Annotated in this window: 18 protein-coding genes; 9 read left to right on the forward strand and 9 right to left on the reverse strand. The window is 72.1% G+C overall.

What is annotated here, in order from left to right; genetic code table 11:
* Positions 1 to 9: 9 nt before the first annotated feature.
* Genes FHT37_RS10545 through hemC form a run of 4 tightly spaced genes read right to left on the reverse strand, consistent with a single transcriptional unit; the run spans position 10 to position 4,196 of the window.
* A complete protein-coding gene (locus tag FHT37_RS10545; RefSeq protein ID WP_183480676.1) occupies positions 10 to 1,257 on the reverse strand; it encodes a heme biosynthesis HemY N-terminal domain-containing protein in 1,248 nt (415 codons plus the stop codon).
* A 10-nt stretch (positions 1,258 to 1,267) separates the two neighbouring features.
* Entirely contained in the window at positions 1,268 to 2,407 is a 1,140-nt protein-coding gene (locus FHT37_RS10550; protein ID WP_310737379.1) for a uroporphyrinogen-III C-methyltransferase, read from the reverse strand.
* Positions 2,404 to 3,267, reverse strand: a complete 864-nt coding sequence (locus FHT37_RS10555; RefSeq protein ID WP_091732477.1) for a uroporphyrinogen-III synthase — start codon at positions 3,265 to 3,267, stop codon at positions 2,404 to 2,406. The genes FHT37_RS10550 and FHT37_RS10555 overlap by 4 nt, the downstream gene beginning before the upstream one ends.
* Positions 3,267 to 4,196, reverse strand: a complete 930-nt coding sequence (gene hemC / locus FHT37_RS10560) for a hydroxymethylbilane synthase (protein WP_183480678.1) — start codon at positions 4,194 to 4,196, stop codon at positions 3,267 to 3,269. The genes FHT37_RS10555 and hemC overlap by 1 nt, the downstream gene beginning before the upstream one ends.
* A gap of 414 nt (positions 4,197 to 4,610) precedes the next feature.
* On the opposite strand from hemC, the gene ppc reads away from it, so the two are divergent.
* Positions 4,611 to 7,355 (forward strand): phosphoenolpyruvate carboxylase, encoded by a 2,745-nt coding sequence (ppc, locus tag FHT37_RS10565; RefSeq protein ID WP_255488814.1) that lies wholly within the window; start codon positions 4,611 to 4,613, stop codon positions 7,353 to 7,355.
* Between the two features lie 8 nt (positions 7,356 to 7,363).
* Here the strand turns inward: ppc and FHT37_RS10570 are convergent, their stop codons facing one another.
* Positions 7,364 to 8,191: a LytTR family DNA-binding domain-containing protein gene (locus FHT37_RS10570; RefSeq protein WP_091732467.1), complete on the reverse strand. Its 828-nt coding sequence runs from the start codon at positions 8,189 to 8,191 to the stop codon at positions 7,364 to 7,366.
* Positions 8,192 to 8,247: 56 nt separating this feature from the next.
* Positions 8,248 to 9,438: a sensor histidine kinase gene (locus FHT37_RS10575; protein WP_255489534.1), complete on the reverse strand. Its 1,191-nt coding sequence runs from the start codon at positions 9,436 to 9,438 to the stop codon at positions 8,248 to 8,250.
* 191 nt (positions 9,439 to 9,629) lie between these two features.
* On the opposite strand from FHT37_RS10575, the gene argH reads away from it, so the two are divergent.
* From argH to FHT37_RS10590, 3 genes are all read left to right on the forward strand, one after another.
* A complete protein-coding gene (argH, locus tag FHT37_RS10580; RefSeq protein WP_183480682.1) occupies positions 9,630 to 11,087 on the forward strand; it encodes an argininosuccinate lyase in 1,458 nt (485 codons plus the stop codon).
* 3 nt (positions 11,088 to 11,090) lie between these two features.
* Positions 11,091 to 11,582, forward strand: a complete 492-nt coding sequence (locus FHT37_RS10585) for a hemerythrin domain-containing protein (RefSeq protein WP_183480690.1) — start codon at positions 11,091 to 11,093, stop codon at positions 11,580 to 11,582.
* A gap of 72 nt (positions 11,583 to 11,654) precedes the next feature.
* Positions 11,655 to 12,899, forward strand: a complete 1,245-nt coding sequence (locus tag FHT37_RS10590) for a DNA polymerase IV (RefSeq protein WP_183480692.1) — start codon at positions 11,655 to 11,657, stop codon at positions 12,897 to 12,899.
* Here FHT37_RS10590 and FHT37_RS10595 read toward each other — a convergent pair whose 3' ends face one another.
* Positions 12,900 to 13,355 carry a YbaN family protein gene (locus tag FHT37_RS10595; RefSeq protein ID WP_183480694.1) on the reverse strand — a complete coding sequence of 152 codons (456 nt, stop codon included), beginning with the start codon at positions 13,353 to 13,355 and terminating at the stop codon, positions 12,900 to 12,902.
* 93 nt (positions 13,356 to 13,448) lie between these two features.
* Between FHT37_RS10595 and FHT37_RS10600 the strand changes: the two genes are divergently transcribed.
* Entirely contained in the window at positions 13,449 to 14,348 is a 900-nt protein-coding gene (locus tag FHT37_RS10600) for a LysR family transcriptional regulator (RefSeq protein ID WP_183480696.1), read from the forward strand.
* Positions 14,349 to 14,452: 104 nt separating this feature from the next.
* Positions 14,453 to 15,598: an alpha-hydroxy acid oxidase gene (locus FHT37_RS10605; RefSeq protein WP_091732446.1), complete on the forward strand. Its 1,146-nt coding sequence runs from the start codon at positions 14,453 to 14,455 to the stop codon at positions 15,596 to 15,598.
* A 294-nt stretch (positions 15,599 to 15,892) separates the two neighbouring features.
* Here FHT37_RS10605 and FHT37_RS10610 read toward each other — a convergent pair whose 3' ends face one another.
* A complete protein-coding gene (locus tag FHT37_RS10610; protein ID WP_183480698.1) occupies positions 15,893 to 18,052 on the reverse strand; it encodes a S46 family peptidase in 2,160 nt (719 codons plus the stop codon).
* A gap of 270 nt (positions 18,053 to 18,322) precedes the next feature.
* Here FHT37_RS10610 and FHT37_RS10615 point away from each other — a divergent pair, with 270 nt between their 5' ends.
* The 3 genes from FHT37_RS10615 to FHT37_RS10625 are packed head-to-tail and all read left to right on the forward strand — an operon-like array spanning position 18,323 to position 20,155.
* The gene (locus FHT37_RS10615; RefSeq protein ID WP_091732438.1) at positions 18,323 to 18,586 is read left to right on the forward strand and encodes a hypothetical protein; all 264 of its coding nucleotides are present in this window, start codon (positions 18,323 to 18,325) and stop codon (positions 18,584 to 18,586) included.
* Positions 18,587 to 18,623: 37 nt separating this feature from the next.
* Positions 18,624 to 19,328 carry a DNA adenine methylase gene (locus FHT37_RS10620; protein ID WP_221210998.1) on the forward strand — a complete coding sequence of 235 codons (705 nt, stop codon included), beginning with the start codon at positions 18,624 to 18,626 and terminating at the stop codon, positions 19,326 to 19,328.
* Positions 19,325 to 20,155 (forward strand): 8-oxoguanine DNA glycosylase, encoded by an 831-nt coding sequence (locus tag FHT37_RS10625; RefSeq protein ID WP_183480700.1) that lies wholly within the window; start codon positions 19,325 to 19,327, stop codon positions 20,153 to 20,155. Before FHT37_RS10620 ends, FHT37_RS10625 begins: the two co-directional genes overlap by 4 nt.
* A gap of 87 nt (positions 20,156 to 20,242) precedes the next feature.
* On the opposite strand, the gene FHT37_RS10630 is transcribed toward FHT37_RS10625, so the two are convergent.
* Entirely contained in the window at positions 20,243 to 22,891 is a 2,649-nt protein-coding gene (locus FHT37_RS10630; RefSeq protein WP_183480702.1) for a DNA internalization-related competence protein ComEC/Rec2, read from the reverse strand.
* Positions 22,892 to 22,944: the final 53 nt, after the last annotated feature.

Raw genomic sequence — 22,944 nt, forward strand, 5'->3', positions numbered from 1 at the left:
CGCGGTGCTTCAACCCAGACGCGCCGCCGCCTCGAAGCAGCGGGCGCGGCGCTCGCCGTCGTCGTCCTGGTCGGCCATCTCCGCCAGGCGCAGCCAGCTGCGGCGACGCGCGGCGACGGACAGTTCCCGGTCCTCCGCCGCCTGCTCCAGCATCAGGCGCGCCTTGCCCCACAGCTGGCGCTCCGCCAGCGCGTGGCCCAGGGCCAGCGCCATCGTGCCGTCGCGCGGGAAACGCTGCACCGCGCCCTCCAGGCGCTGCAGCCATTCGGGGCCCAGCCCCGGCGTGCACAGCACCAGCGCCTCGGCCAGGGCCTGGCGCTCATCGGCGCCCTGCTCCGTGATCGCTTCCCAGAACGGACGCAGCCAGCCGCGGCCATCCTCCGGCGCGCCCAGGGCCGCCGCGCAGTTCGCCGCGCGCGCGGCGACGAACACGTCGCGCCGGTCCGACGCATCCAGCTGCTGCCAGACCGCGCGCAGCTGATCGATGTCGCGTGCGGTCTCCAGCGCCTCGCAGGCCAGCGAGCGCAACAGCCCCTGCGCCGCCGACTTCGAGAAGCCCTGGTGCTTGGCCAGCAGGCGCGCGGTGCGCAGCGCCTCCAGCGGCTGATGCGCCAGCCGGCTGCCCTGCAGCTTCAGCCGCAGCGCCTGGGTGCGGCGCGCCACGCCGGGGGTCAGTTCGCCCAGCAGGCCGAGCGCGCGCGGCGCGTCCCGGTCGTCGAGCGCCCATTCGGCCGCCAGCAGCCGGGCGCCCTCTTCCTGCACCCGCGCGCCGACCGAGGTCGCCGCCACCTGCAGCGCCTGGCGCAGGTGCTCGTCGCGGTTGCGCCGGTCCTGCAGCTTGTGCGCGCTCTGCGCGGCCACCAGGTGCGCCAGCGCCATGAACGCGCCGTCCTGCGCCAGGTCCGGCGTCTGCGACTGGATGTTGAGCGCGCGTTGCGCCGCCTTCTGGGCGCGGCTGTAGCGCGCGCCGAAATACTCGGCCCAGGCCTCGCGCAGCGCGACCTGCGCGCTGCGCTCCCGCTGGGCCATGCGCCAGAGCCGCGCGCGCTTGGGCAGCGTCAGCAGCGCATCCAGCGTCTGCATCAGTGTCATCAGCGCGAAGCAGCCCGCCACCAGCAGCAGCAGGAACAGGTTGAGCGACAGGTCCATCCGCCAGCCGCGCCAGTAGAAACTGGCCAGGCCGTCGTTGTTGCCCAGCGTCAGCGCCGCGACCACGGCCGCGACGAACAGCAGCACCAGCCAGATCACCATCCGCATGGCGATCTCCTCAGCGGGCCACCGCGCTCAGCGCGGCAAGCGTGTCGTCGGGTCGCGGCACGCTGACCTGGCGGGACTGGCCCTGCACCTGGCGCAGCAGCTCCACCGTCTGGGACAGCTTGCGCGAACGCGCGTCGAAGTAGCGGTCCAGCATCGCCTGCGCCTCGCGCAGGTCGACCTGCGCGGTGTCGAACTGCCGGCTCAGCAGCGCCAGGCGGGCGTTGAGCAGTCTGAGCTTCAAGTTCTCGCGCAGGAAGAAGGCCTGCTCCGGCGCGATCAGGGCCGCCTCCGGATGATCGATGCGCGTCACGCGCAGCAGCCCGCGGGCCTCGCGCCAGACTTCGCCCGACAAGTGGGTCCAGCGCTCGCCGGCCTGGTCCCACAGGCGCGACCACCAGCCCGGCTCGCCGTCGGCGGCGGCGAGCGACGCCGAGGACGCCGGCCGGCGCGCCGCGACCGGCTTCACCGCCGCCGCGCTGGCCGAGGCCTGCGGCGGCGGCCCGCCTTCGCGGCCGGGCTGGGCCACGGCCAGCAGCGGCAGGTCGTCGACCTGGCGCACCACCTCGTCGAGCTTGATCGTCAGCGTCGAGACGTCGACGACGCTGACCGCCTTGATCCGTTCCAGGTCCCGCGTGACGGCGCGGCGCACGCCCTCCAGGCGCGGCTGCTTGTAGCGCGCCAGCCGCTCGTCGGCCTGGCGCAGCGCGGCCACCAGCGGCTCGGCGCTGCCGGTGATCGTGCCCTGCTGCATCGCGACCCGCAGCGAGGCCTCGATGTCGCCGACGACGTTCTCGTCGCGCGACCGGTTCATCGACTGCATCAGCCCCTCGAGCTGCTCGCGCTGCACCGCCACCTCGGCCAGCCGCGCGTCGAGCAGCGCGACCTTGGCCGCCGTGTCGCGGCTCAGGTCCTGGGCCTGGCGCGCCTGGTCGCGGGCGATGTTGGCCTCGCTCTGGCTGCTGTCCTGGCGCCGGACGAGTTCCTGTTCGACCTGCTTGAGCCGCTGCTGGCTCTGCCAGGCCAGGCCGAGGGCCAGCAGGGCCACGAGGCCGACGCCGGCCACGACGGCCTGGGTCAGCGTGGCGCCGGATTGCCGGACGGGCTTGTGGGGCGACGAAACGTCGGCCGCTGGGGTGTTGGTCTCGCTCACGTCGGCGATTCTAGGGTGGACCCTGACAGCATCCGGAACCCGGCCGCGACGGCCGCCGCGTCGGGTCGCACCAAAACCACATGCCCCACCCCGAGGGCCCGCGCACGGGCGGCGATCCGCTCATGGGTCGCGAGTGCCCTCACCCGCCCCCAGTCGGCGGGCATGGGCAGGGGGTCGGACGGGGGGGCGGCGGGATCGCGCGTCCCCTGTTCGAGGGAATCCAGGTGGCCGATGGCCTCCGAGCTACTGAAGAGCCAGACATGGCGGTCCGGCGCCTCGAGCGCCTCGCGCAGCAGGCGGCGCCCCGGCGCATCGAGGACGGGACAGGCGCGGCGGTAGACGCTCACGGCCGACACCGTCGCGCCCGCTTCGCGGAGGCGATCGCCGAGCCATTCCCGCCCGCCATCGCCGCGCACCAGCAGCGCCCGGCGGCCGGTCCAGTCCGCGCCGGCGACGCGGCACAGCTCCGGCCAGAGATGTTCCGAATCGAGGCTGTCCGCCTCGGCCGGCGGCTGGACGATGCGGGCCTCGGGCACGCCGCGCTCGACCAGCGCGCGCGCGCTGCCGGGGCCCACCGTGGCGGCCCAGGTCCGGTCGGGCCATGCGTCCTGGCCGCCGTCCGCGCGGCACCGGTCGAAGAAATGCTCGACGGCATTGGGGCTGACGAACATCGCCAGATCCGTCGCCGGCAGCGCCGACCACGCCTGCGCCAGGCCGGCAGGATCGGCGGCGGGGGCGATGTCGATCAGCGGCAGCGAGGCGGTGGGCACGTCCAGCGCCGCCATCCGCCGGACCCAGTCGTCGGCCTGGGCCCGGGGACGGGTCAGCAGCAGTCGGACCGGGGCGACCTCGCCCGGCATCAGGCGTCCTTCAGGTACTCGGCGGCGCCCCGCTCGCGCAGCGCGTTCGCGGCGGCGACGCCCAGCCCCTCGGCCTGGCCCAGGTCGGACACGGTCGCGGCCGTCTCCGCCCGCAGCAGGGCCCGCTCCGGCTGGGTCGGGTGCCCCAGGGCGGCGGACAGCGTCAGCCGGCCGTCAGCCGCCCAGACCGCGTGCGCGGCCAGCGGCATCGAGCAACTGCCGCCGAGCTCGCGCGACACCGCGCGTTCGGCGGCCGCGGCCAGCCAGGTGGGCGCGTGCGCCAGGGCGGCCAGGTGCTCGGCCAGGGGCGCCTGCCCGGCGCGGATCTCGATGCCCAGCGCGCCCTGTCCGGCGCACGGGATCATCTCGTCGACGCCGAAGTACTGGCGGATCCGGCCCTCGAGTTGCAGGCGCTTGAGGCCGGCGGCGGCCAGGACGATCGCGTCGTACTGGCCCTCGTCGAGCTTGCGCAGCCGCGTGTCGAGGTTGCCGCGCACCGGCTCGATGCGCAGGTCCGGCCGCATGTTCTTCAGCTGCGTCACGCGGCGCAGGCTGGAGGTGCCGACGCAGGCACCCTGCGGCAGCGCGGCGAGGCTGTCGTACTTCGCGGACACCAGCGCGTCGCGCGGATCCTCGCGCTCCAGCACCGCGGCGAGCACGAAACCCGCCGGCAGCTCCATCGGCACGTCCTTGAGCGAATGCACCGCGAGCTGGGCGCGACCGTCCTCCAGCGCCGTTTCCAGCTCCTTGACGAACAGGCCCTTGCCGCCGACCTTGGACAGCGTGCGATCCAGGATCTGGTCGCCTCGGGTGGTCATGCCCAGCAGCCGCACCGCCAACCCCCGTGCGCGCAGCAGGGCCTGCACATGTTCGGCCTGCCACAACGCCAGCCGGCTCTCGCGCGTGGCGATCACGAATTCTTGGTTCATGGGGCGGGATGCTAGCCGAGCAGGCACGGCGTTTCTCCCCGCCCCCGGGGACCACCGCTTGCCGCGAAGCGTCGCTTGCGCGATCCCGGAGCGAGTCGCGGCGTCCGCGCCACGCCGCCGTGCGGGCCGCGCACGGAGAAACTGCTAAAGTGAACCGGAGGTAACTCCGTTACATCACCAGTCTCCGCTCACCCCTCCGGTCTCTGACGAACTCCTGACGCCACCATGCCCGCCAGTACCGCTTCCCGCCCCGACCGCCCCGCCGCCCGTTCCGCCGCCAAGCCGTCCTCGACCCCGCGGGCCAAGGCCGCCGCCACGCCCGCCTCAAAGAAGGCCGAGAAGGCCGAGAAGGCCGGCAACGCCAAGGCCACCACGCGTTCGATCCAGATCGTCAAGGACAAGAACCAGCCGCTGATGGACGACATCCGCCTGCTGGGCCGCATCCTGGGCGAGGTGATCCGGGAGCAGGAGGGCCGCGAGGCCTACGAATTGGTGGAGCGCGTGCGGCAGCTGTCGGTGGCCTTCCGCCTGAAGCGGGATGCGCAGGCCGGCAAGCAGATGGACAAGCTGCTCAAGAGCCTCTCGGGCGAGCAGACGGTCAGCGTGATCCGCGCCTTCAGCTACTTCTCGCATCTGGCCAACATCGCCGAGGACCGCCACCACGTGCGCCGCCGCGAGGTGCACGACCGCGACGGCTCGCTCCAGCCCGGCTCGCTCGCCTATGCGCTGGAGCGGCTCTTCGACGCCGGCGTGCGGCCGGCCGAGGTGGCCAGGACGCTGGAGAACGGCTTCGTGTCGCCGGTGCTGACAGCCCATCCGACCGAGGTACAGCGCAAGAGCATCCTGGACGCCGAGCGGGCGATCGCCGAGCTGGTCGGCGCCCGCGACCGGCTGCACACCGAGCGCGAGAAGGCCGCCAACGAGCACCTGATCCGCGCCCGCGTCACGCAGCTGTGGCAGACGCGCATGCTGCGCTACTCGAAGCTGACCGTCGCCGACGAGATCGAGAACGCGCTGAGCTACTACCACGCGACCTTCCTGCGCGAGATCCCCAAGCTCTACACCGAGCTCGAGGAGGCGCTGCCCGGCGAGGAGGTGGCGCCCTTCCTGCGCATGGGCCAGTGGATCGGCGGCGACCGCGACGGCAATCCCAATGTCACCGCCGACACGATGCGGCTGGCGCTGCGCCGCCAGAGCGAGCTGGCGCTGCGCCACTACCTGACCGAGCTGCATGAGCTGGGCGCGGAGCTGTCGATCTCGCTGCGGCTGGCGGGCGTGACGCCGGCGATGCAGGCGCTGGCCGAGCGCAGCCCCGACCAGAACGAGCACCGCATGGACGAGCCCTACCGGCGCGCGCTGACCGGCATGTATGCGCGGCTGGCCGCGACGCTGCAGGCCTTGACCGGTACCGAGGCGCTGCGCCACGCGGTCGCGCCGCAGGACCCGTACCTGACGCCCGAGGACCTGCTGGCGGACCTGCGCGTGATCCAGTCCTCGCTGGAAAGCCACCATGCCCATGCGCTGATCGCGCCGCGGCTCAAGCCGCTGATGCGGGCGGTGCAGGTCTTCGGCTTCCACCTGGCCACCCTGGACCTGCGCCAGAGCAGCGACCAGCATGAGCTCACCGTCGTCGAGCTGCTCAAGACCGCGCGCGTCTGCGAGGACTATTCGGCGCTGGGCGAGATGGAGCGCCGCGCGCTGCTGGTGGACCTGCTCAACCAGACGCGCCCGCTGCGCGTGCTGGGCGCCGACTACAGCGAGCGCACCCTGGGCGAGCTGGCGATCTTCGAGACGGCGCGCGAGTCGCTCAAGCGCTTCGGCCGCGAGGCCCTGCGCCACTACATCATTTCGCACACCGAGGACGTCAGCGACCTGCTCGAGGTGCAGCTGCTGCTCAAGGAGGTCGGGCTGCTGCGCGGCACGCTCGATGGCGAGGCGGTCAGCGACCTGATCGTCGTGCCGCTGTTCGAGACCATCGCCGACCTGCGCAACGCGCCCGGCATCATGCGCGGCTTCTACGAGCTGCCCGGCATGGCGGCGCTGGTGCGCCGCTCCGGCGGCGAGCAGGACATCATGCTGGGCTACTCCGACTCCAACAAGGATGGCGGCGTCTTCACCAGCAGCTGGGAGCTGTATCGCGCGGAGATCGCGCTGGTGCAGCTGTTCGACGAGCTGCGCGCCCAGGGGCCGCTGACGCTGCGGCTGTTCCATGGTCGCGGCGGCACGGTGGGTCGCGGGGGCGGCCCGAGCTACCAGGCCATCCTGGCCCAGCCGCCCGGCACGGTGAACGGCCAGATCCGCCTGACCGAGCAAGGCGAGGTCATCAACTCCAAGTACGCCAATCCGGAGATCGGCCGACGCAACCTGGAGACGCTGGTCGCCGCGACGCTGGAGGCCACGCTGCTGCATCCGACCAAGCCGGCGCCCAAGGCCTTCATGGACGCGGCGCAGGCGCTGTCCGACAGCAGTTTCGCGGCCTATCGCGGACTGGTCTACGACACGCCGGGCTTTGCCGACTTCTTCTTCGCGACGACCCCGATCCGCGAGATCGCCGAACTCAACATCGGCTCGCGGCCGGCGTCGCGCAAGGCGACCCGCGCGATCGAGGACCTGCGCGCCATTCCCTGGGGCTTCAGCTGGGGCCAGTCGCGCATCACGCTGCCAGGCTGGTGCGGCTTCGGCTCGGGCATCCAGGAGTTCCTGGGCAAGGACAAGGCGGGCCGCGACGAAAAGCTCGCGCTGCTCAAGCGCATGTACAAGCAGTGGCCCTTCTTCCGCACCCTGCTGTCCAACCTGGACATGGTGCTGGCCAAGGCCGACCTGGACATCGCCCGCCGCTACCTGGAGCTGGTGGAGGACAAGCGCCTGGGCAAGAAGATCTTCGGCGCGATCGAGACCGAGTTCGCCCGCACCGAGGCGGCGCTGGCGCTGATCACCGGCGAGAACGACCGGCTCGCGGCCAACCCGGCGCTGGCGCGCTCCATCGAGCACCGCTTCCCCTACATCGATCCGCTGAACCACCTGCAGGTCGAGCTGATGCGCCGCTACCGCGCCATCCCGGCCGAGAAGCGCGCCGAGGACCCGCGGCTGGAACGCGTGCAGCGCGGCATCCACCTGTCGATCAACGGCATCGCGGCGGGGCTGCGCAACACCGGCTGAGGATCGCCTCAGCGCTGGCCGGCCAGCGCCTCCCGCACCGCGGCGACCTGGCGGCGCGACACGGCCAGCCATTCGTTGACGTGGGCGATGCGGACCGCCCAGCCGAGTTCGCCGCCGTTGTCGCCGTCGCCATCCGCCGGCCCGTCGGTGGGCACGTGGCGCTCGAGCTCGCGCACCGCCGCCTTCGCGACCAGCGCATTGCGGTGCACGCGCAGGAAGCGGTCGCCCAGGCGCTGCTCCAGCTCGCTCAGGGACCCGTCCATCACATGGCTCTGCGTGGCGGTGCGCAGCGTCAGGTACTTGAGCTCGGCCTTGAAGTAGAGGACCTCGGCCAGCGGCACCCGCAGCAGGCGGCCGCGTTCGGTGATGTTGATGACGGGCGCCTCGGCGGCCGGCGCGGCGCCCGGGCCGTGCGGCGCGCCCGCCTCGCGCGCCTTCGCGGCCGCGCGTTCGTCCAGGCGCTGCGCCGCCCGCGCGAGGCTGGCCTGCAGCCGCTCGCGCCGCACCGGCTTGGTCAGGTAGTCCAGCGCCTCCAGCTCGAAGGCCTGCAGCGCGTGCTGCGCATGGGCCGTCACGAACACGATCGCCGGCGCGAAGGGCCGGCCGCGCAGCGCCTGCGCCAGGCCCAGGCCGTCCAGGCCCGGCATCTGCACGTCGAGCAGGATCAGGTCGCAGGCATGGTCCTTGAGCCAGGCCAGCGCCTGCTCGCCGCTGCCGGCCTCGGCGGCAACCTCGGCGCGCGGCTCCTCGTTGGCCTCGACCAGGCCCCGCAACCGCAGCCGCGCCAGCGGCTCGTCATCGACGATCAAGACCCTCAGCGGCGGATGCGTCAGCATGTCTTCCTTCCCTGTCCTCGTTCCCGTTCCGGTTCAGCTCCGGTCGTGTGATCGCGTCATCGCGGCATCACGATGCGCACGACAAAGCGGCCCTCGCCCGGCCCGGCCTCCAGCCGCGCCGCCACGTCGTGCATCAGGCGCAACCGCTGCCGCACGTTGCGCAGCGCCAGGCCATGCCCCTGGGCGCGCGACGGCAACCCGACCGTGTTGACGACGCGGATCTCGACCTCGCTGCCGCGCGCGCGGGTCACGATGTCGACGTCGCCGCCCTGGTCGTTGGGCTCGATGCCGTGACGCACCGCGTTCTCCACCAGCGGCTGCAGCAGCAGCGGCGGCACGCGCGCGTCGGCCGCATGCGGATCGAGCTGCCAGTGCACGCGCAGGCGGTCGCCGAAACGCAGCTGCTCGATCGCGAGGTAGCGCCGCGCCAGCTCGACCTCCTGGTCCAGGCGCACGCCCTCGGCCGTCGGGCCGGCGTCCGCCAGCGCGACTCGGAACAGCTCGGCCAGGTCCTCCAGCACCTCCTCGGCGCGGTTGGGATCGACGCGCACCAGCGCGATCGCCGTGTTCAGCGTGTTGAAGAGGAAGTGCGGCCGGATCCGCGATTGCAGCTCGACCAGCCGGGCCAGCGCGTCGGCTGGCGCCTGGGCGCGTTCGCGCAGCTTCAGCCAGCCCAGCAGCACACCGGCCGCGAGCCCGCCGGTGAGCGCCGCGGCCACGCGCGGCAAGGCGCCCAGATGCCCCAGTTCCACCGCCTCCAGCAGCAGCGCGCCGCCGTGGGCGCAGGCGGCCCCCAGCGCGATCGGCAGCGTCCATTGCGCCCACTCCGGCAGCCGCGCCAGCAGCCGCTTGGCGGCGCACACGATCAGCAGCCAGGCCAGCACCGCGCTCAGGGCGGCGACGGACGCGCCGCCCATGGCCCAGGCCCATTGCGCCAGCGTCTCCGACATCAGCGCCAGTCCGAGCGACAGCACCAGCTGCACGCCCAGCACCGCGCGCAGCACCAGGCCGACATGGCAGACGTCGAAGCGGCGCTGGGCATCGATCAGCCGCGGCGCCTCGGCCGTGCGCGCGTCCAGGCGGGTCTCCTCCCAGGCGGGCTGCGTGGGCAGCGGCTGGGTGCTCATGGGCTGGGTGCTCGCCGGCTGCGTCGAGGCCTCGCGCGTGTCGCGCGCGTTGCGAGAGGGGTCGGCCGGGCGTCGCGGCGCGTCGCCCGACGTCCGTCCGCTGCTTGCCTTGCTGGCCATCGGCTCCTCCCGTCCCCGCACTGTCCTTGCCCTCTGCCTGCGCCCGGGCGCCGGGATGGCGCCCCTTCCAGCCCGTGGGCGACCGGATGGCGCCCCCTTTAGAATCGGCGGCTCATTCTCTCCCAGGCGTCCGGCCGCGACCAATGCGGGCCCGCCCGGGGCGCCGCGAAGTCGTAACGCCTTGCAAGCCGATGTCCTCCTCCCCTGCTGACTCCCTGGCCGACGGCCAACCCGCCGACAACCAGCTCGCCAACAAGTCGCAAGCCTGGTCCGCCCTCTTCTCCGAGCCGATGAGCGAGCTGGTCAAGCGCTACACCGCCAGCGTCGACTTCGACAAGCGCCTGTGGGCCGCTGACATCCAGGGCTCGCTCGCCCACGCCGACATGCTGGCCGCGCAGGGCATCATCGGCGCCGACGATCTGGCCGCGATCCAGAAGGGCATGGCGCAGATCCGCGAGGAGATCGCGTCGGGCCGCTTCGAATGGAAGCTGGACCTGGAGGACGTGCACCTGAACATCGAGGCGCGCCTGACCGAGCTGGTCGGCTTGGCCGGCAAGCGGCTGCACACCGGCCGCAGCCGCAACGACCAGGTCGCCACCGACGTGCGGCTGTGGCTGCGCGGCGAGATCGACACGCTGGTCGGTCTGCTGGGCGAGCTGCAGCGGGTGCTGGTCGAGCAGGCCGAGCGCCATGCCGACGTGATCCTGCCCGGCTTCACCCACCTGCAGGTGGCGCAGCCGGTGGCCTTCGGGCATCACCTGCTGGCCTACGTCGAGATGTTCGCGCGCGACGCGGAGCGCCTCGTCGACGCGCGCAGGCGCGTGAACCGACTGCCGCTGGGCGCGGCCGCGCTGGCCGGCACCAGCTACCCGCTGGACCGCGAGCGCGTCGCGCGCACGCTGGGCATGGAGGGCGTCGCGCAGAACAGCCTGGACGCGGTCAGCGACCGCGACTTCGCGATCGAATTCAGCGCCGCCGCCGCGCTGATCATGGTGCACATCTCGCGCCTGTCGGAGGAGCTGATCCTGTGGATGAGCCAGGCCTTCGGCTTCATCGCGCTGCCGGACCGCTTCTGCACCGGGTCGAGCATCATGCCGCAGAAGAAGAACCCCGACGTGCCCGAACTGGCACGCGGCAAGAGCGGCCGCGTGGTGGGCCACCTGATGGGCCTGATCACGCTGATGAAGGGCCAGCCGCTGGCCTACAACAAGGACAACCAGGAAGACAAGGAGCCGCTGTTCGACACCGTCGACACGCTCAGCGACACGCTGCGGATCTTCGCGGAGATGATGGCCGGCCTGACGGTCAAGCCCGAGGCGATGGAACGCGCGGCCCTCAAGGGCTACGCGACGGCGACCGACCTGGCGGACTACCTGGTCAAGAAGGGCCTGGCCTTCCGCGACGCCCACGAGATCGTGGCGCACGCGGTCAAGACGGCGCAGGCGCAGGGCATCGACCTGTCGGCGCTGCCGCTGGACGCGCTGCGGCAGTTCGACGCCCGCATCGGCCAGGACGTCTACGAGGTGCTGTCGCTGCAGGGCTCCCTGAACGCGCGCAACATCCTCGGCGGCACCGCGCCGGCGCAAGTCCGCGCACAGGTGGCGCGTCATCGCGAGCGCCTGGGCGCGGCCGTCGCCGCGAAGGGCTGACCGATGAGCACGCTGGCCTGGACGGACGAGCTGGTGCTCAACCAGCCGGAGCTCGACCACACGCACGAGGAATTCGTCGAGCTGCTGAACCGCTATGGCGAGGCGCTCGACCGCGGCGAGGACGCGCTGCCCGCGTTCAAGGCGCTGCTGGCGCACACCGAGGAGCACTTCGCGATGGAGGAGCGCTGGATGGCGGCCACCGGCTTCGAGCCGGAGAACTGCCACAGCAGCCAGCATGCGATGGTGCTCAACGTGATGCGCGAGGTGGTGCGTTATGCCGAGGACCTCGGCGACCGCGAGCCGCTGGGCATCGTGCGCACCGAGCTCTCGCAGTGGTTCCCCGGTCATGCGGAGATGATGGACGCGGCGCTGGTCTACACGATGCAGCAGCGCGGCTTCGACCCGAAGACCGGCGAATGCCGCGATCCGATCCGCCCCGCGGCCGAAGCGACGGACGCGGTCTCGGCTTGCGGCTCGACGTCCTGCGGCCACTGAACCGCCCTTGCTGAAGGGCGGCTCCGGCCCTGCTGACAGCGCCTGTCAGCCGGCGCCGCCACAATCCGCCGCATGGCCGAGCCGACGCCCGCCCTGCCCGATCGCCTGATCGCCCACCTGGACATGGACGCGTTCTACGCGTCCGTGGAGCTGCTGCGTTATCCGGAGCTCAAGGGGCTGCCGGTGGTGGTCGGCGGACGGCGCGCCCACACGCCGCAGGAACGCCCCGACGGCACGCGCGAGTTCTTCAAGCTGGCCGACTACACCGGCCGAGGCGTCGTGACCACCTCGACCTACGCGGCGCGCGCGCTGGGCGTGTTCTCGGCGATGGGACTGATGAAGGCGGCGCTGCGCGCGCCGCAGGCGATCCTGCTGCCGGCCGACTTCGATTCCTACCGGCATTACTCGCGGCTGTTCAAGGCGGCGGTGCGAGAGATCGCGCCGGTCATCGAGGACCGCGGCATCGACGAGATCTACATCGACCTGACCGACGTGCCAGGCGCGCGCGAGCCGGTCGGCCACGATCCGCTGGGCGGCGTGCGGGCGGTGGCGCGGGAGATCAAGAACTCGGTGCAGAGCGCCACCGGGTTGACCTGCTCCATCGGGGTGACGCCCAACAAGCTGCTGTCCAAGATCGCGTCGGAGCTGGACAAGCCCGACGGGCTGACGCTGGTGACGATGGCCGATCTGCCGACGCGGATCTGGCCGCTGCCGGCGCGACGGATCAACGGCATCGGCCCCAAGGCCGGCGAGAAGCTCGAGGCGCTGGGCCTGCACACGATCGGGGAACTCGCGGCCGCGCCGCTGGAGCTGCTGCAACAGCATTTCGGCCCCGGCTACAGCGCCTGGCTGCACCAGGCGGCCTGGGGCCTGGACGACCGGCCGGTGGTCACGCACAGCGAGCCGGTCTCCATCAGCCGCGAGACCACCTTCGAGCGCGACCTGCACGCACGTCGCGACCGGCCGGAGCTGTCGCGCATCTTCACGGCGCTGTGCGAGCAACTGGCCTCGGACCTGCAGCGCAAGGGCTACCTGGGCCGCACCATCGGCATCAAGCTGCGCTTCGAGGGCTCCCGCACGGTGACGCGCGACCTGACGCTGGACCAGCCGGTGCAGGACGCCGCGGCCATCCGGCATGCGGCGGGGCTGTGCCTCAAGCGGGTGGACCTGAGCCAGCGGCTGCGCCTGCTGGGCGTGCGCGTGGGCAAGCTGAGCCGCCCCGGGGAGATCGAGCCGGCCCGGCGCGGTCGCGCCGGCGCCGCCAGCAAGCCGGAGGATCCGCGACCGCGGCCGGAGAACCTCAACCTGTTCGGCTGATCAGGCGGTGGGCAGGCGCCAGAGCCAGATCCCGACCGCGAGGCAGCACACCGCCGGCAGCCAGGGCAGCACCGGCATGACTGCCCAGGAGATCGCCGAGCTCAGGGCCATCATTCCCCAGGCCAGCTGCTTGGCCCGCAGCGGCACGGCGCGACGCGCGCGCCACTGGACGACCATCGGCCCGAAGCGTGGATGAGCGAGCAGCCAGGCCTCGCAGCGCGCCGAGCCCCGCGCGAAGCAGAACGCGGCCAGCAGCACGAACGGCGTGGTGGGCAGCAGCGGCAGGAAGATGCCGACCACGCCGAGCAGCAGGCTCAGCGCGCCGCCGACCAGCCAGGGCAGGCGCCGCCACAACGCGGCCTCCTCGAGCGCGCTGATCGTCGCGTCATCGGCGACGACAGCATCCACGGCTTCAGGAGCCTCGGTCGGGCGCTCGGGATCGACGGCTTGGGACATCGCGCGACTGTAGCGGCGACGCGCGGCGGCCGGTGCGGCGGCCGCTCAAGTCCGCTGGCGAGGCGGGACCTCCGGCGGCTACAGTCGCCCTCCATGAGCGATGCCCCCAGCGATTCCCCGCGCCTGCCCTCCCTCGACGGCCTGCTGGCCTTCGAGGCCGCCGCGCGCCTGGGCAGCCTGGAGCGCGCCGCCGAGACGCTGCATGTCAGCGCCAGCGCCGTCGGCAAGCGCATCGCGACGCTGGAGGAGCGCCTGGGCCTGCCCTTGATGACGCGCCAGCCCTTGCGCCTGACGGCGGCGGGCAAGGAATACCTGGCGCAGGTGCGCACCGCGCTCGCGCTGCTGGCGGCCGTGCCGCTGCACCAGCGCGAGCGGCCACGCGTCACGCGCCTGAGCGTCAGCAGCCCGCCGACCTTCGCGCGGCAGGTGCTGGTGCCGGCGCTGCCCGGCTTCGCGGCCGCGCATCCCGATGTCGAGCTCGAGCTGCTGCTGTCGACGCCCTTCCTGGATCAACCCGCGCCGCCCGCGGAGGTCGAGATCTTCGCCGGCACCGTGCCCGCCGGCGGCGAGGTCCTGCTGGACGACATCGTCACGCCGATGGCGGCGCCGGCGCTGCTCGCGCGGCTCGGCGCGATCGAGACGCCGGCGGACCTGGCCTCCGCCCCGCTGCTGCGCACGCCGCTGCAGCCGTGGCAGCCCTGGCTGCGCGCCGCGGGGCTCGATTGGCCGGAGCCCGCGCAGGGCACGCGCTTCGTGGACCTGGGTTTGACGCTGGAAGCGGCCGCCTGCGGCCAGGGCGTCGTGCTGGGCCGCCCCAGCTTGGCCGCCACCGCGCTGCGCAGCGGCGCGCTCAAGCGCCTGTTCGACCTGGCCGTGCCGGCCGCCATGCCCTATGGCCTGGTGCGCCATGGCGACGGCGAGGCGGCCCGTGTGTTCTCGCGCTGGCTGGTCCGGCATTGCGAGGCGCTGAGCGCCGAGGCGCACCCAGCCTGACGCTCACGCCCAGGGAAGTCCCTGACCGATCCGGAACGATCTTCCGGCGCGCGCGTCCAAAGTTTCCGGCCGGGCCAGCGGTGGCTCGCCTAGCATCCGGCCCCATGAGCGTCATCACCTGCATCGAAGACCTGCGCGTGCTCGCGCAGCAGCGCGTCCCGCGGATGTTCTACGACTACGCGGACTCCGGTTCCTGGACCGAGAGCACCTATCGCGCCAATGAATCGGACTTCCAGTCGATCAAGCTGCGCCAGCGCGTGGCAGTCAACATGGAAGGCCGCAGCACCGCCGCGACGATGATCGGCCGCCCGGTCGCAATGCCGGTGGCGATCGCGCCGACCGGGTTGACCGGCATGCAGCATGCGGACGGCGAGATCCTCGCCGCCCAGGCGGCCGAGGCCTTCGGCGTGCCGTTCACGCTGTCCACGATGAGCATCTGCTCGATCGAGGACGTGGCGGCGAATACGACGGCGCCGTTCTGGTTCCAGCTCTACGTGATGCGCGATCGCGGCTTCATCAACAGCCTCATCGACCGCGCCAAGGCCGCGAAGTGCGAGGCGCTGGTGCTGACGCTGGACCTGCAGATCCTGGGCCAGCGGCACAAAGACCTGAAGAACGGCCTGTCCGCGCCGCCCAAGCTGACGCTGCCCAACCTGATCAACATGGCGACCAAGCCGCGCTGGTGCCTGGGCATGCTGGGCACGCCGCGGCGCCAGTTTGGCAACATCGTGGGGCATGTGAAGGGCGTGGGGGACATGGGCTCGCTGTCCGAGTGGACGGCCAAGCAATTCGATCCGCAACTGAGTTGGGACGACGTGCAGTGGATCCGCGAGCGCTGGGGCGGCAAGCTGATCCTCAAGGGCATCATCGACGAGGAGGACGCGAAGCTCGCCGCCGCCACCGGCGCCGATGCGCTGATCGTCAGCAACCACGGCGGCCGGCAGCTCGATGGCGCGGAGTCCAGCATCCGCGCGCTGCCCCGCATCGTGGACGCGGTCGGCGACCGCATCGAGGTCCACATGGACGGTGGCATCCGCTCGGGGCAGGACGTGCTCAAGGCCTGGGCGCTGGGCGCGCGCGGCACCTACATCGGCCGCGCGTTCCTGTATGGCCTGGGCGCGATGGGCCGCCCCGGCGTGACGAAGGCGCTGGAGATCATCCACCGCGAGCTGGACCTGACGATGGCGTTCTGCGGCCATCGGACGCTGAGCGGCGTGGATCGCCAGGTGCTGCTGCCGCGGCCGGCCTGAGGCTCGGCGACGCTCTCATGGAAGGAGGGCAGCAGTGTCCAGGGCCGTCTTTCCGCGCTCCATGACTTGCAGGAGCCACACCGGCTCCAAGCGCTGCTGCATCACCGCCCTTTCGCTGCCAACGTCCGGCGCCGCACGCTCCACGTACGCCCACTCCCACATCCAGTTCGTACCCGCTCGCAATCCGGCCCGGAAATCAGGCCCGGAAAACAAAACGCCCCGCATCAAGCGGGGCGTTCTCGCGTCTGCACGCGCGCGGCGGCGTCGTCAGGACGCCTCAACCAGGTCGCGCGATCACAGCGCGTTCATTTCCTTCAGCAGACGATCCGCCTTGTCGACGACCTTCATCTGCCACAGCATGTAGCGCGCATCCAGGCAGATGCTGCGGTTCATGTGGTCGTTGTAGTCCCAGTCCGAGATCACCGCGTCCAGCGTGCCGTCGAACAGCAGGCCCACCAGCTCGCCATGGCCGTTGAGCACCGGCGAACCCGAGTTGCCGCCCGTCGTGTCCAGCGTGGCCAGGAAGTTCACCGGCACCGAGTCCAGCGCCTTCACGCCGTACTTGTCGAAGCGCCTGGCCTTGATCGCGGCCAGTTGCTCGGCCGGCGCGTTGAACTCGCCATTGCCGGTGTGCTTGGCGACGATGCCGCGCAGCGTCGTGAACGCCGTCCAGGTCGTGCCGTCCACGCCCGGCGCGCGGCCCTTCACCTGGCCGAAAGCCACCCGCAGCGTGCTGTTGGCATCCGGATAGACCGGCTGGCCGCGGCTGGCCTTGAAGTCGATCTCCGCCTGCATCGTCGCGGCATAGGCCTGCTGCAGCTTGCCGGCCAGTTCCTTGTCGCGGTTCTCGCGCGCCAGCTCGTCGGCATGCAGCGCCACCGCGGCCTTGACCAGGGTGTCGTCACTCGCCTCGAAGGCCGACGCGTCACGCGACAACCAGGCGCCGCGCTCGGCCTTGTCGGTGAGCTTCGTACCGGCATACAGCGCGTCCACCCGCGCGGTCACCGCCGCGGCGTCCATGCCGGCGCGCACGCCCAGCGCGTTCAGCAGCGCGCTGTTGAGCTGGTCCGCCGGCAGCGCCAGGTACTGCGTCAGGAAGTGGCTGACGACCTTCTTCTCGGTGATCTCGTCGAAGCGGCGGTCCACCGTCTCCAGCGCCTGCCGGCGGCGCAGCTGGTCGCGGTCCTGGTAACCGGCCTTGCGTTCGGCGTCCGGCTTGCGGCGCTGCAGCGCCTGCTCGTACAGGTCGCCCGCGCTCTTGACCAGCGTCGGCGTCGCGTAGCCCAGCAGGAACTCGCGACGGGTGATCTCCTGGCGCTCGGCGATCAGGCGGTCCACCTCGGCCAGCGACGCGCCGTAGGTCGCGCGACGCTTGGCGTCGGCATTCACCCAGGCCTTCATCTCGTCGAAGGCGGCCTGCTTGCGCGCGAGGATGTCGCTGCCCGCGTAGCTGGCCATCTGACCCTGGTAGTTCTTGTAGTAGTTGTTGACCCCGGCCACGGTGTTGGCCAGCTTGATCTCGGCGTCACGGCGGCCGGCGGTCGCCTCCTTGATCAGGTCGAGCTGCTCGCCCATCGCCTTGACGCGATGCGGGAAGTCCCAGGCGAAGGCGAAGTCCACCTCCTTGGGCAGGCGGTGGCGGTTGGTGCGGCCCGGATAACCGGCCACGGCGACGAAGTCGCCCTCGTTCAGCGGCGCGCTCGCCAGCTTCAGGAACTGCGACGGCTGGAAGGGCTTGTTGTCCTTGCTGAAGTCGGCCGGCTTGCCGTCCGGACCGACGTAGGCGCGATAGAAGCTGTAATCGCCGGTGTGGCGCGGCCACATCCAGTTGTCGGTGTCGCCGCCGAAGACGCCCACGCCCTCGGCCGGCGCGTGGACCAGGCGCACGTCGCGGATCTCGAGCTGCTTGGTCAGCTGGTACATCAGGCCGCCGTAGAACGCGCCCACCGAGCAGCGATGGCCGGCGTCCTTCTCGCAGGCGGCGACCAGCGCCTTCTCGTTGGCTTCGATCGCATCGATGCGGGCCTTGCCCTGCAGCGCGGCGGTCGCCTTGTCGATCACCTTGTCGGTGACGTCGGTCAGCGCGACCGTCACCAGGATGCGGCTGCCCGGCGCGGCCGGCAGTTCCTCGCCCAGCGAGGCGGCCAGGAAGCCGTTCTTCAGCAGGTCCTTCTGCGGCGTCGAGTTGTACTGGATGCTGCCGAAGGCGCAGTGGTGGTTGGTCACCACCAGGCCCTGCGGCGACACGAAGGAGGCGGTGCAGCCGCCCAGGCTGACGACGGCCCCCATCGGATAGCCCAGCGGCTGCGACAGGCGCGCCGGATCGAATTTCAGGCCCAGGGCCTTCATGTCCTTGGCCACCAGCGGCAGCTGCTGGGGCATCCACATGCCTTCGTGCGCCTGGGCGCCGGCCGCGGCGCCCAACGCCAGCGCGGCCCACATCAGTCGTTTCATTCGCGGGACTCCTGTCCACCTTCTTGAGAAGGGGCGAACCATACACGAGCCCGCCGCGCGCCCACCGTGCCGGTTGGCACCCGTGCCCATGCCGCATCGCGGAATCCCCCGCAGCGCCACTCGGGCTCCTTGTTCTTGGGATGGGGGAATCCCTGACTCCAAACTTACAATTCCACCCGTTCCCGCCCATTCCCCGCCCATTCGATCGCCGCCGTCCGATGGCCCTCCGGACGCCGCCGCGCCCTCTCTCCGGCCGTCCAGGAGCCCGCCATGACCCTCAAGCAGCTCAGCCAGGTGAAGCGCTGGATGGTGATGCACAGCGCGCGTCACCCGGTCGAACTGGCGGTGTGGAACGTCGTGCTGACGATCTGGATGCTGGGCTTCATGGGCGTTCCGGGCGCGTTATTGATCCAGGCATGGATCGCACTGCCGTTGTGCCTGGTGGCCTGGATGCTGCCGATGGCCTACACCGGCGGCCGGCGCCGGCTGCACCGCTCGGGCCGCCTGCGCTGCGACTGGCTGACGGCGCTCTGAGCCCGCCGGCGCCTTGACATCATCGTCACTTCTGACGATGATTCGCCGCATGAAGTATCCAGGCGGCAAGGGCAAGACGTACCAGCACGTCATCAACCTGATGCCTCCGCACCGGGTGTACATCGAGACGCATGTCGGCGGCGGCGCGGTCCTGCGCCACAAGCTGCCGGCGGCGCGCTCGATCGCCATCGACGCCGACGACCGGGTCATCGCGCACTGGCGCGCCATGGCCCTGCCCGGCGTCGAACTCGTCCACGGCCGCGCGGAGGACTTCCTCGCGCGGCATGCGTTCGAGGGCGACGAGCTCGTCTACGTGGACCCGCCCTATCACCCCGAGACGCGGCGCCAGTCACGCATCTACCGGCACGAATACGGCGCCGCCGACCACGAGGCGCTGCTAGCGCTGCTGGCGACGCTGCCGTGCCGGGTGATCGTGTCGGGCTACGCCCATCCGGTGTACGACGCCCTCCTGCGGGGGTGGCGGACGACCGAATTCCGGGCGAAGACCCACACCGACGTGCGCACCGAAACGCTGTGGTTCAACTTCGAGCCGCCCGAGATCCTTCACGACAGCCGGCACCGCGGGACGAACTTCCGCGAGCGCCAGACCAACAAGCGGCGCCTCGAACGCCTCCAAGAGCGTGTCCATGCCATGGATCCGGTCGAGCGCGCCGCGTTCCGCCAATGGCTGGACGCCACCTATCCAGCCGCCCAGAGAGGCGGCGTCTTTGCAGTCCCATGACCCAGATCGTCGCCATCGTTTCCCGCCACGGCTCCCTTCACCGAGCACTTCCCGATCCCGATCACCTCCTCCTCACCGGCGTGCGCTGGGGCGCCGTCGAGGAGTTCCCGACCCCCGCCTACTGGACGCAGCAGGCGCTGCGGCACCGCCTCGACGGCCCGGCGCCCCGCGCCTCGGGCCGCTCGCTGGCCGAGGAGGTCGGCGCCGCCTTGCTGGGCGGCCCCGGCATCCCAGCGGCCGTGGGCCAGGCGGCCTTCGCGCGGGTGCGCGAGCGCGGCGCCTTCGTGCAGCCCGGTGTCTGCGAGGCGACCTTGAACGCCTGGCTCAGCGAGCCCCTGGACGTGCAGGGCCGTGCGCTCAGCTTCCGCTTCGCGGCGCAGAAGGCGAGGCACCTGGCGGCGGTGATGCCGGCGCTGCTCTCGGCGCCCGACTTCGAGGCGGGCCAGGAGGTGCGCAACTGGCTGATGGCCCTGCCCGGCATCGGGCCGAAGACGGCGTCGGCCATCGTGCGGGGCTGGTCGGCGTCGGAGGAGGTCGCGCTGCTGGACGCCCACCTGCTGCGCGTGGGCCAGGTGATCGGCCTGTTCCCGCGCAAGCACGGCATCGAGCGGCATTACCTCGAGCTCGAGGCCCGCCTGCTCAAGCTGTGCGCGGCGATGGACGTCAGGCCGTCCGAGCTGGAGGCGGTGGTCGCGGCGGAGATGAGCCGCTCGCCGGAGACGGCGCGCTTCCTCGTCGACCACCTGAAGGCGACCGAACCGGCACCGGCCCGCAAAGCCAGCGCGACCCGCATCCCGGAGCAGATCGCGCTGGTCTTCACAGCCTGAGCGCCGCAGGTGCCCGCGTCAGCCGCCAGCGCGGCGTCACGACGTGGCGCACGCACCCTCGTGCGCGATGAACGACGGCGGCTGAAGTCAAGGCGAGCTTGCTTCGATGGCCGGATCGGAACCCTCCCCTTCTCCGACTTCCGCGGACGCTGACGACGCCGACGACGCGGCCATCGCGGCGGCAGGTGTGGCAGATGCGGCAGGTGCCGCGGGCACCGCTGGCGCCGTCAACCAGTAGCGGCGGCGCCGGGTCCGCTCGCAATCGGCCAAGGGCTGCGTCCAACGGTCGCTGCGCCATTGCCAGGCGCCGCAGTCGACGGTATTGAGCACCGTCGCGCCGGCGGCCAGGTAGCGCGCCACCACCTCGGGCCGGGGATGACCGAAGCGGTTCAGATGACCGGACTGCAGGGCCGCCACGCGCGGCGCCGTCGCCTGCACGAAGGCGGTCGACGACGAAGTCCGGCTGCCATGGTGCGGCACGACCAGCACCTCCACGCGCAAGTCGTTCGCCTTCGTCTCCGTCTCCGTCTCCGTCTCCGTCTCGGTCCCAGTCTCCGTCTGCGTCACTGCCCTGGCCTCGCCGGCCAGGCGCAGCAGCTGCGCCTCCTGCGGCGATTCGATGTCGCCGGTCAGCAGCAGGCGACGCCCCGCCGCGTCGACGCGCAGCACGCACGAAGCGCCGTTGCGCTTCGCGCCGGCCGCGTTCTCCCGCGGCGCCGGCGCCTCGAGCGGCCACAGCACCTCGAAGCGCACGCCGTCCCACGCCCAGCGCTGCCCTCGGCGGCAGCCCGCCGCTCCCGGCACCGCCCCGAGCCGCCGCTCGACCGGCAGGCCCCGCAGCAGGCTGCCGGTGCCGCCGGCGTGGTCCTGGTCCGCGTGGCTGACCATCAGCAGGTCCAGGCGCCGCTCGCCCAGGCCGCGCAGCAGCGGCAGCAGCACGCGCTGCGCCGCGTCGCTGTCGGGACCCCAACGCGGTCCGGCGTCGAAGACCATCGTGTGGCCGTGAGTGCGCAGGATCGCGGCGCCGCCCTGCCCGACGTCGGGCAGCCACAGTTCGACCGCTCCTGGCGGCGGTCGGTCGACGACCGGCCACAGCAGCGGCACGCACAGCGCGAGCCCGCCCAGCCGCAGCCGCCACGGCCAGGGCATCGCCAGCAGGACGCCGCCGACCAGGCCCAGCGCCTGCGCCCAGCCTGGCGCCCAGGGCAGGTGCCAGACGGCGAGCGGCCAGGCGCGCAGGGCCTCGAGCAGCAGGTTCAACGCGGCGACCAGCCAGGTGCCGAGCGTCCACAGCGGCGGACAGGCCGCGCCGAGCAGCGCCAGCGGCGTGATGACGTAGGACACCAGCGGGATGGCGACCGCGTTGGCGACCAGGCCGACGAGCGACAGCTGCTGGAACAGCAGCAGCGTCAGCGGTGCGAGGCCAAGCGTCACCACCCACTGCGTGCGCCAGGCCGCGCGTAGCGCGCCGCGCCAGCCGGGTTCCGCGCGCGAGTCGGCCGCCATCAGCAGCGCGACCGCGCAGAACGACAGCCAGAAGCCGGGCTGCGTCAGCGCCCAGGGATCCTCGACGCAGACGACTGCGGCGGCGACGCCCAGGCTCATCGGCCAGGGCCAGCGCACGCCGACTTGCCGCAGCAGCGCGAGGATCGCCAGCAGGCCGAAGGTGCGCTGGGCCGGCACGCCCCAGCCAGCGAAGAGCGCGTAGCCGCCCGCCGCGGCGACGCCCAGCCACATCGCCGCGCGCGGCGCGGGCAGCCACAGGCACAGGCGCGCGCTGCGCCGCCACGCCCAGCCGCCCGCGGCGCCGGCGAGCCACGCGAACAGGGTCACGTGCAGGCCGCTGACGCTGAGCAGGTGCGCGACACCGGTATCGCGATAAAGCGCCCAGTCGGCCGCGCTGACGGCGCCCTGGTCGCCCAGGCTCAGGGCTGCCAGCACGCCGGCGCCGCGCCGGTCGCGCGCCTGGCCGAGCTCGCGGTCGATCGCGTCGCGCAGCGACTGCCGCAGCGCATCCACGCCCGGCGCTGCGGAGGACAGGCGCTGCTGTCCCTGGCCTCGACAGCTCGCAGCGGCGGGCAGGTCCTGTTCGAGCATCCACAGCGCCTGGTCGAAGCCCTGCGGATTCAGCAGCCCATGCGGGCGGCGCAGCTTGAGCGCCAGTTGCCAGCGCTCTCCGGCGCGCGGCGTTTCAGGCATCTGGTAGCAGGACAGCAGCAGCCGCGGCGGCGCCCCGGCAGCGATCGAGGCGGCATCGGCGGCAAGGACGAAGCGCCAGCCCTCGGTGCCGCCCAGGCCGGTGGTGCGCTGCGGCAGGCTGGCGACGCGGCCGGCGATCATCATGACCTGGCCCTCGCGCGCCGCCGGCAGCACCTCGGCCAGGCGCCACGCGGCGCGGTGGGCGGTCAGGCCCGAACCGGCCAGCGCCGCGAGCAGCGCCCACGCGAGCCAATGGCTCGACCATCGCGACCATCGCGGTCGCGGTCGTGACGCCCCTCCTTGCCATGCGGGCCCCCGCAGCCATGGCGCCCATCGTGTCCATCGTGTCCATCGCGGCCAGGGCCGGTCCACGTCGCCGTCGGCCGCCGCCGATCGATCCCGCACCAGGGCGACCGGCAACACCATCGTCAACACCAGCGCGACGACGCACGCGAGCCAGGCGCCCCACGCCTGCGGTCCGGGCAGGACCGGCAGGCGATGGACCAGCCCCATGCCGACCAGGGCTGCTGCGGGCACCAGCGTCCAGCGCCATGCCGGGGTGTAGGATTCGCGGCGCTTTTTTTCACTTC

It is taken from the genome of Mitsuaria sp. BK037 (genome assembly GCF_014193045.1).
In the GTDB taxonomy this organism is placed as follows: Bacteria; Pseudomonadota; Gammaproteobacteria; order Burkholderiales; family Burkholderiaceae_C; genus Roseateles.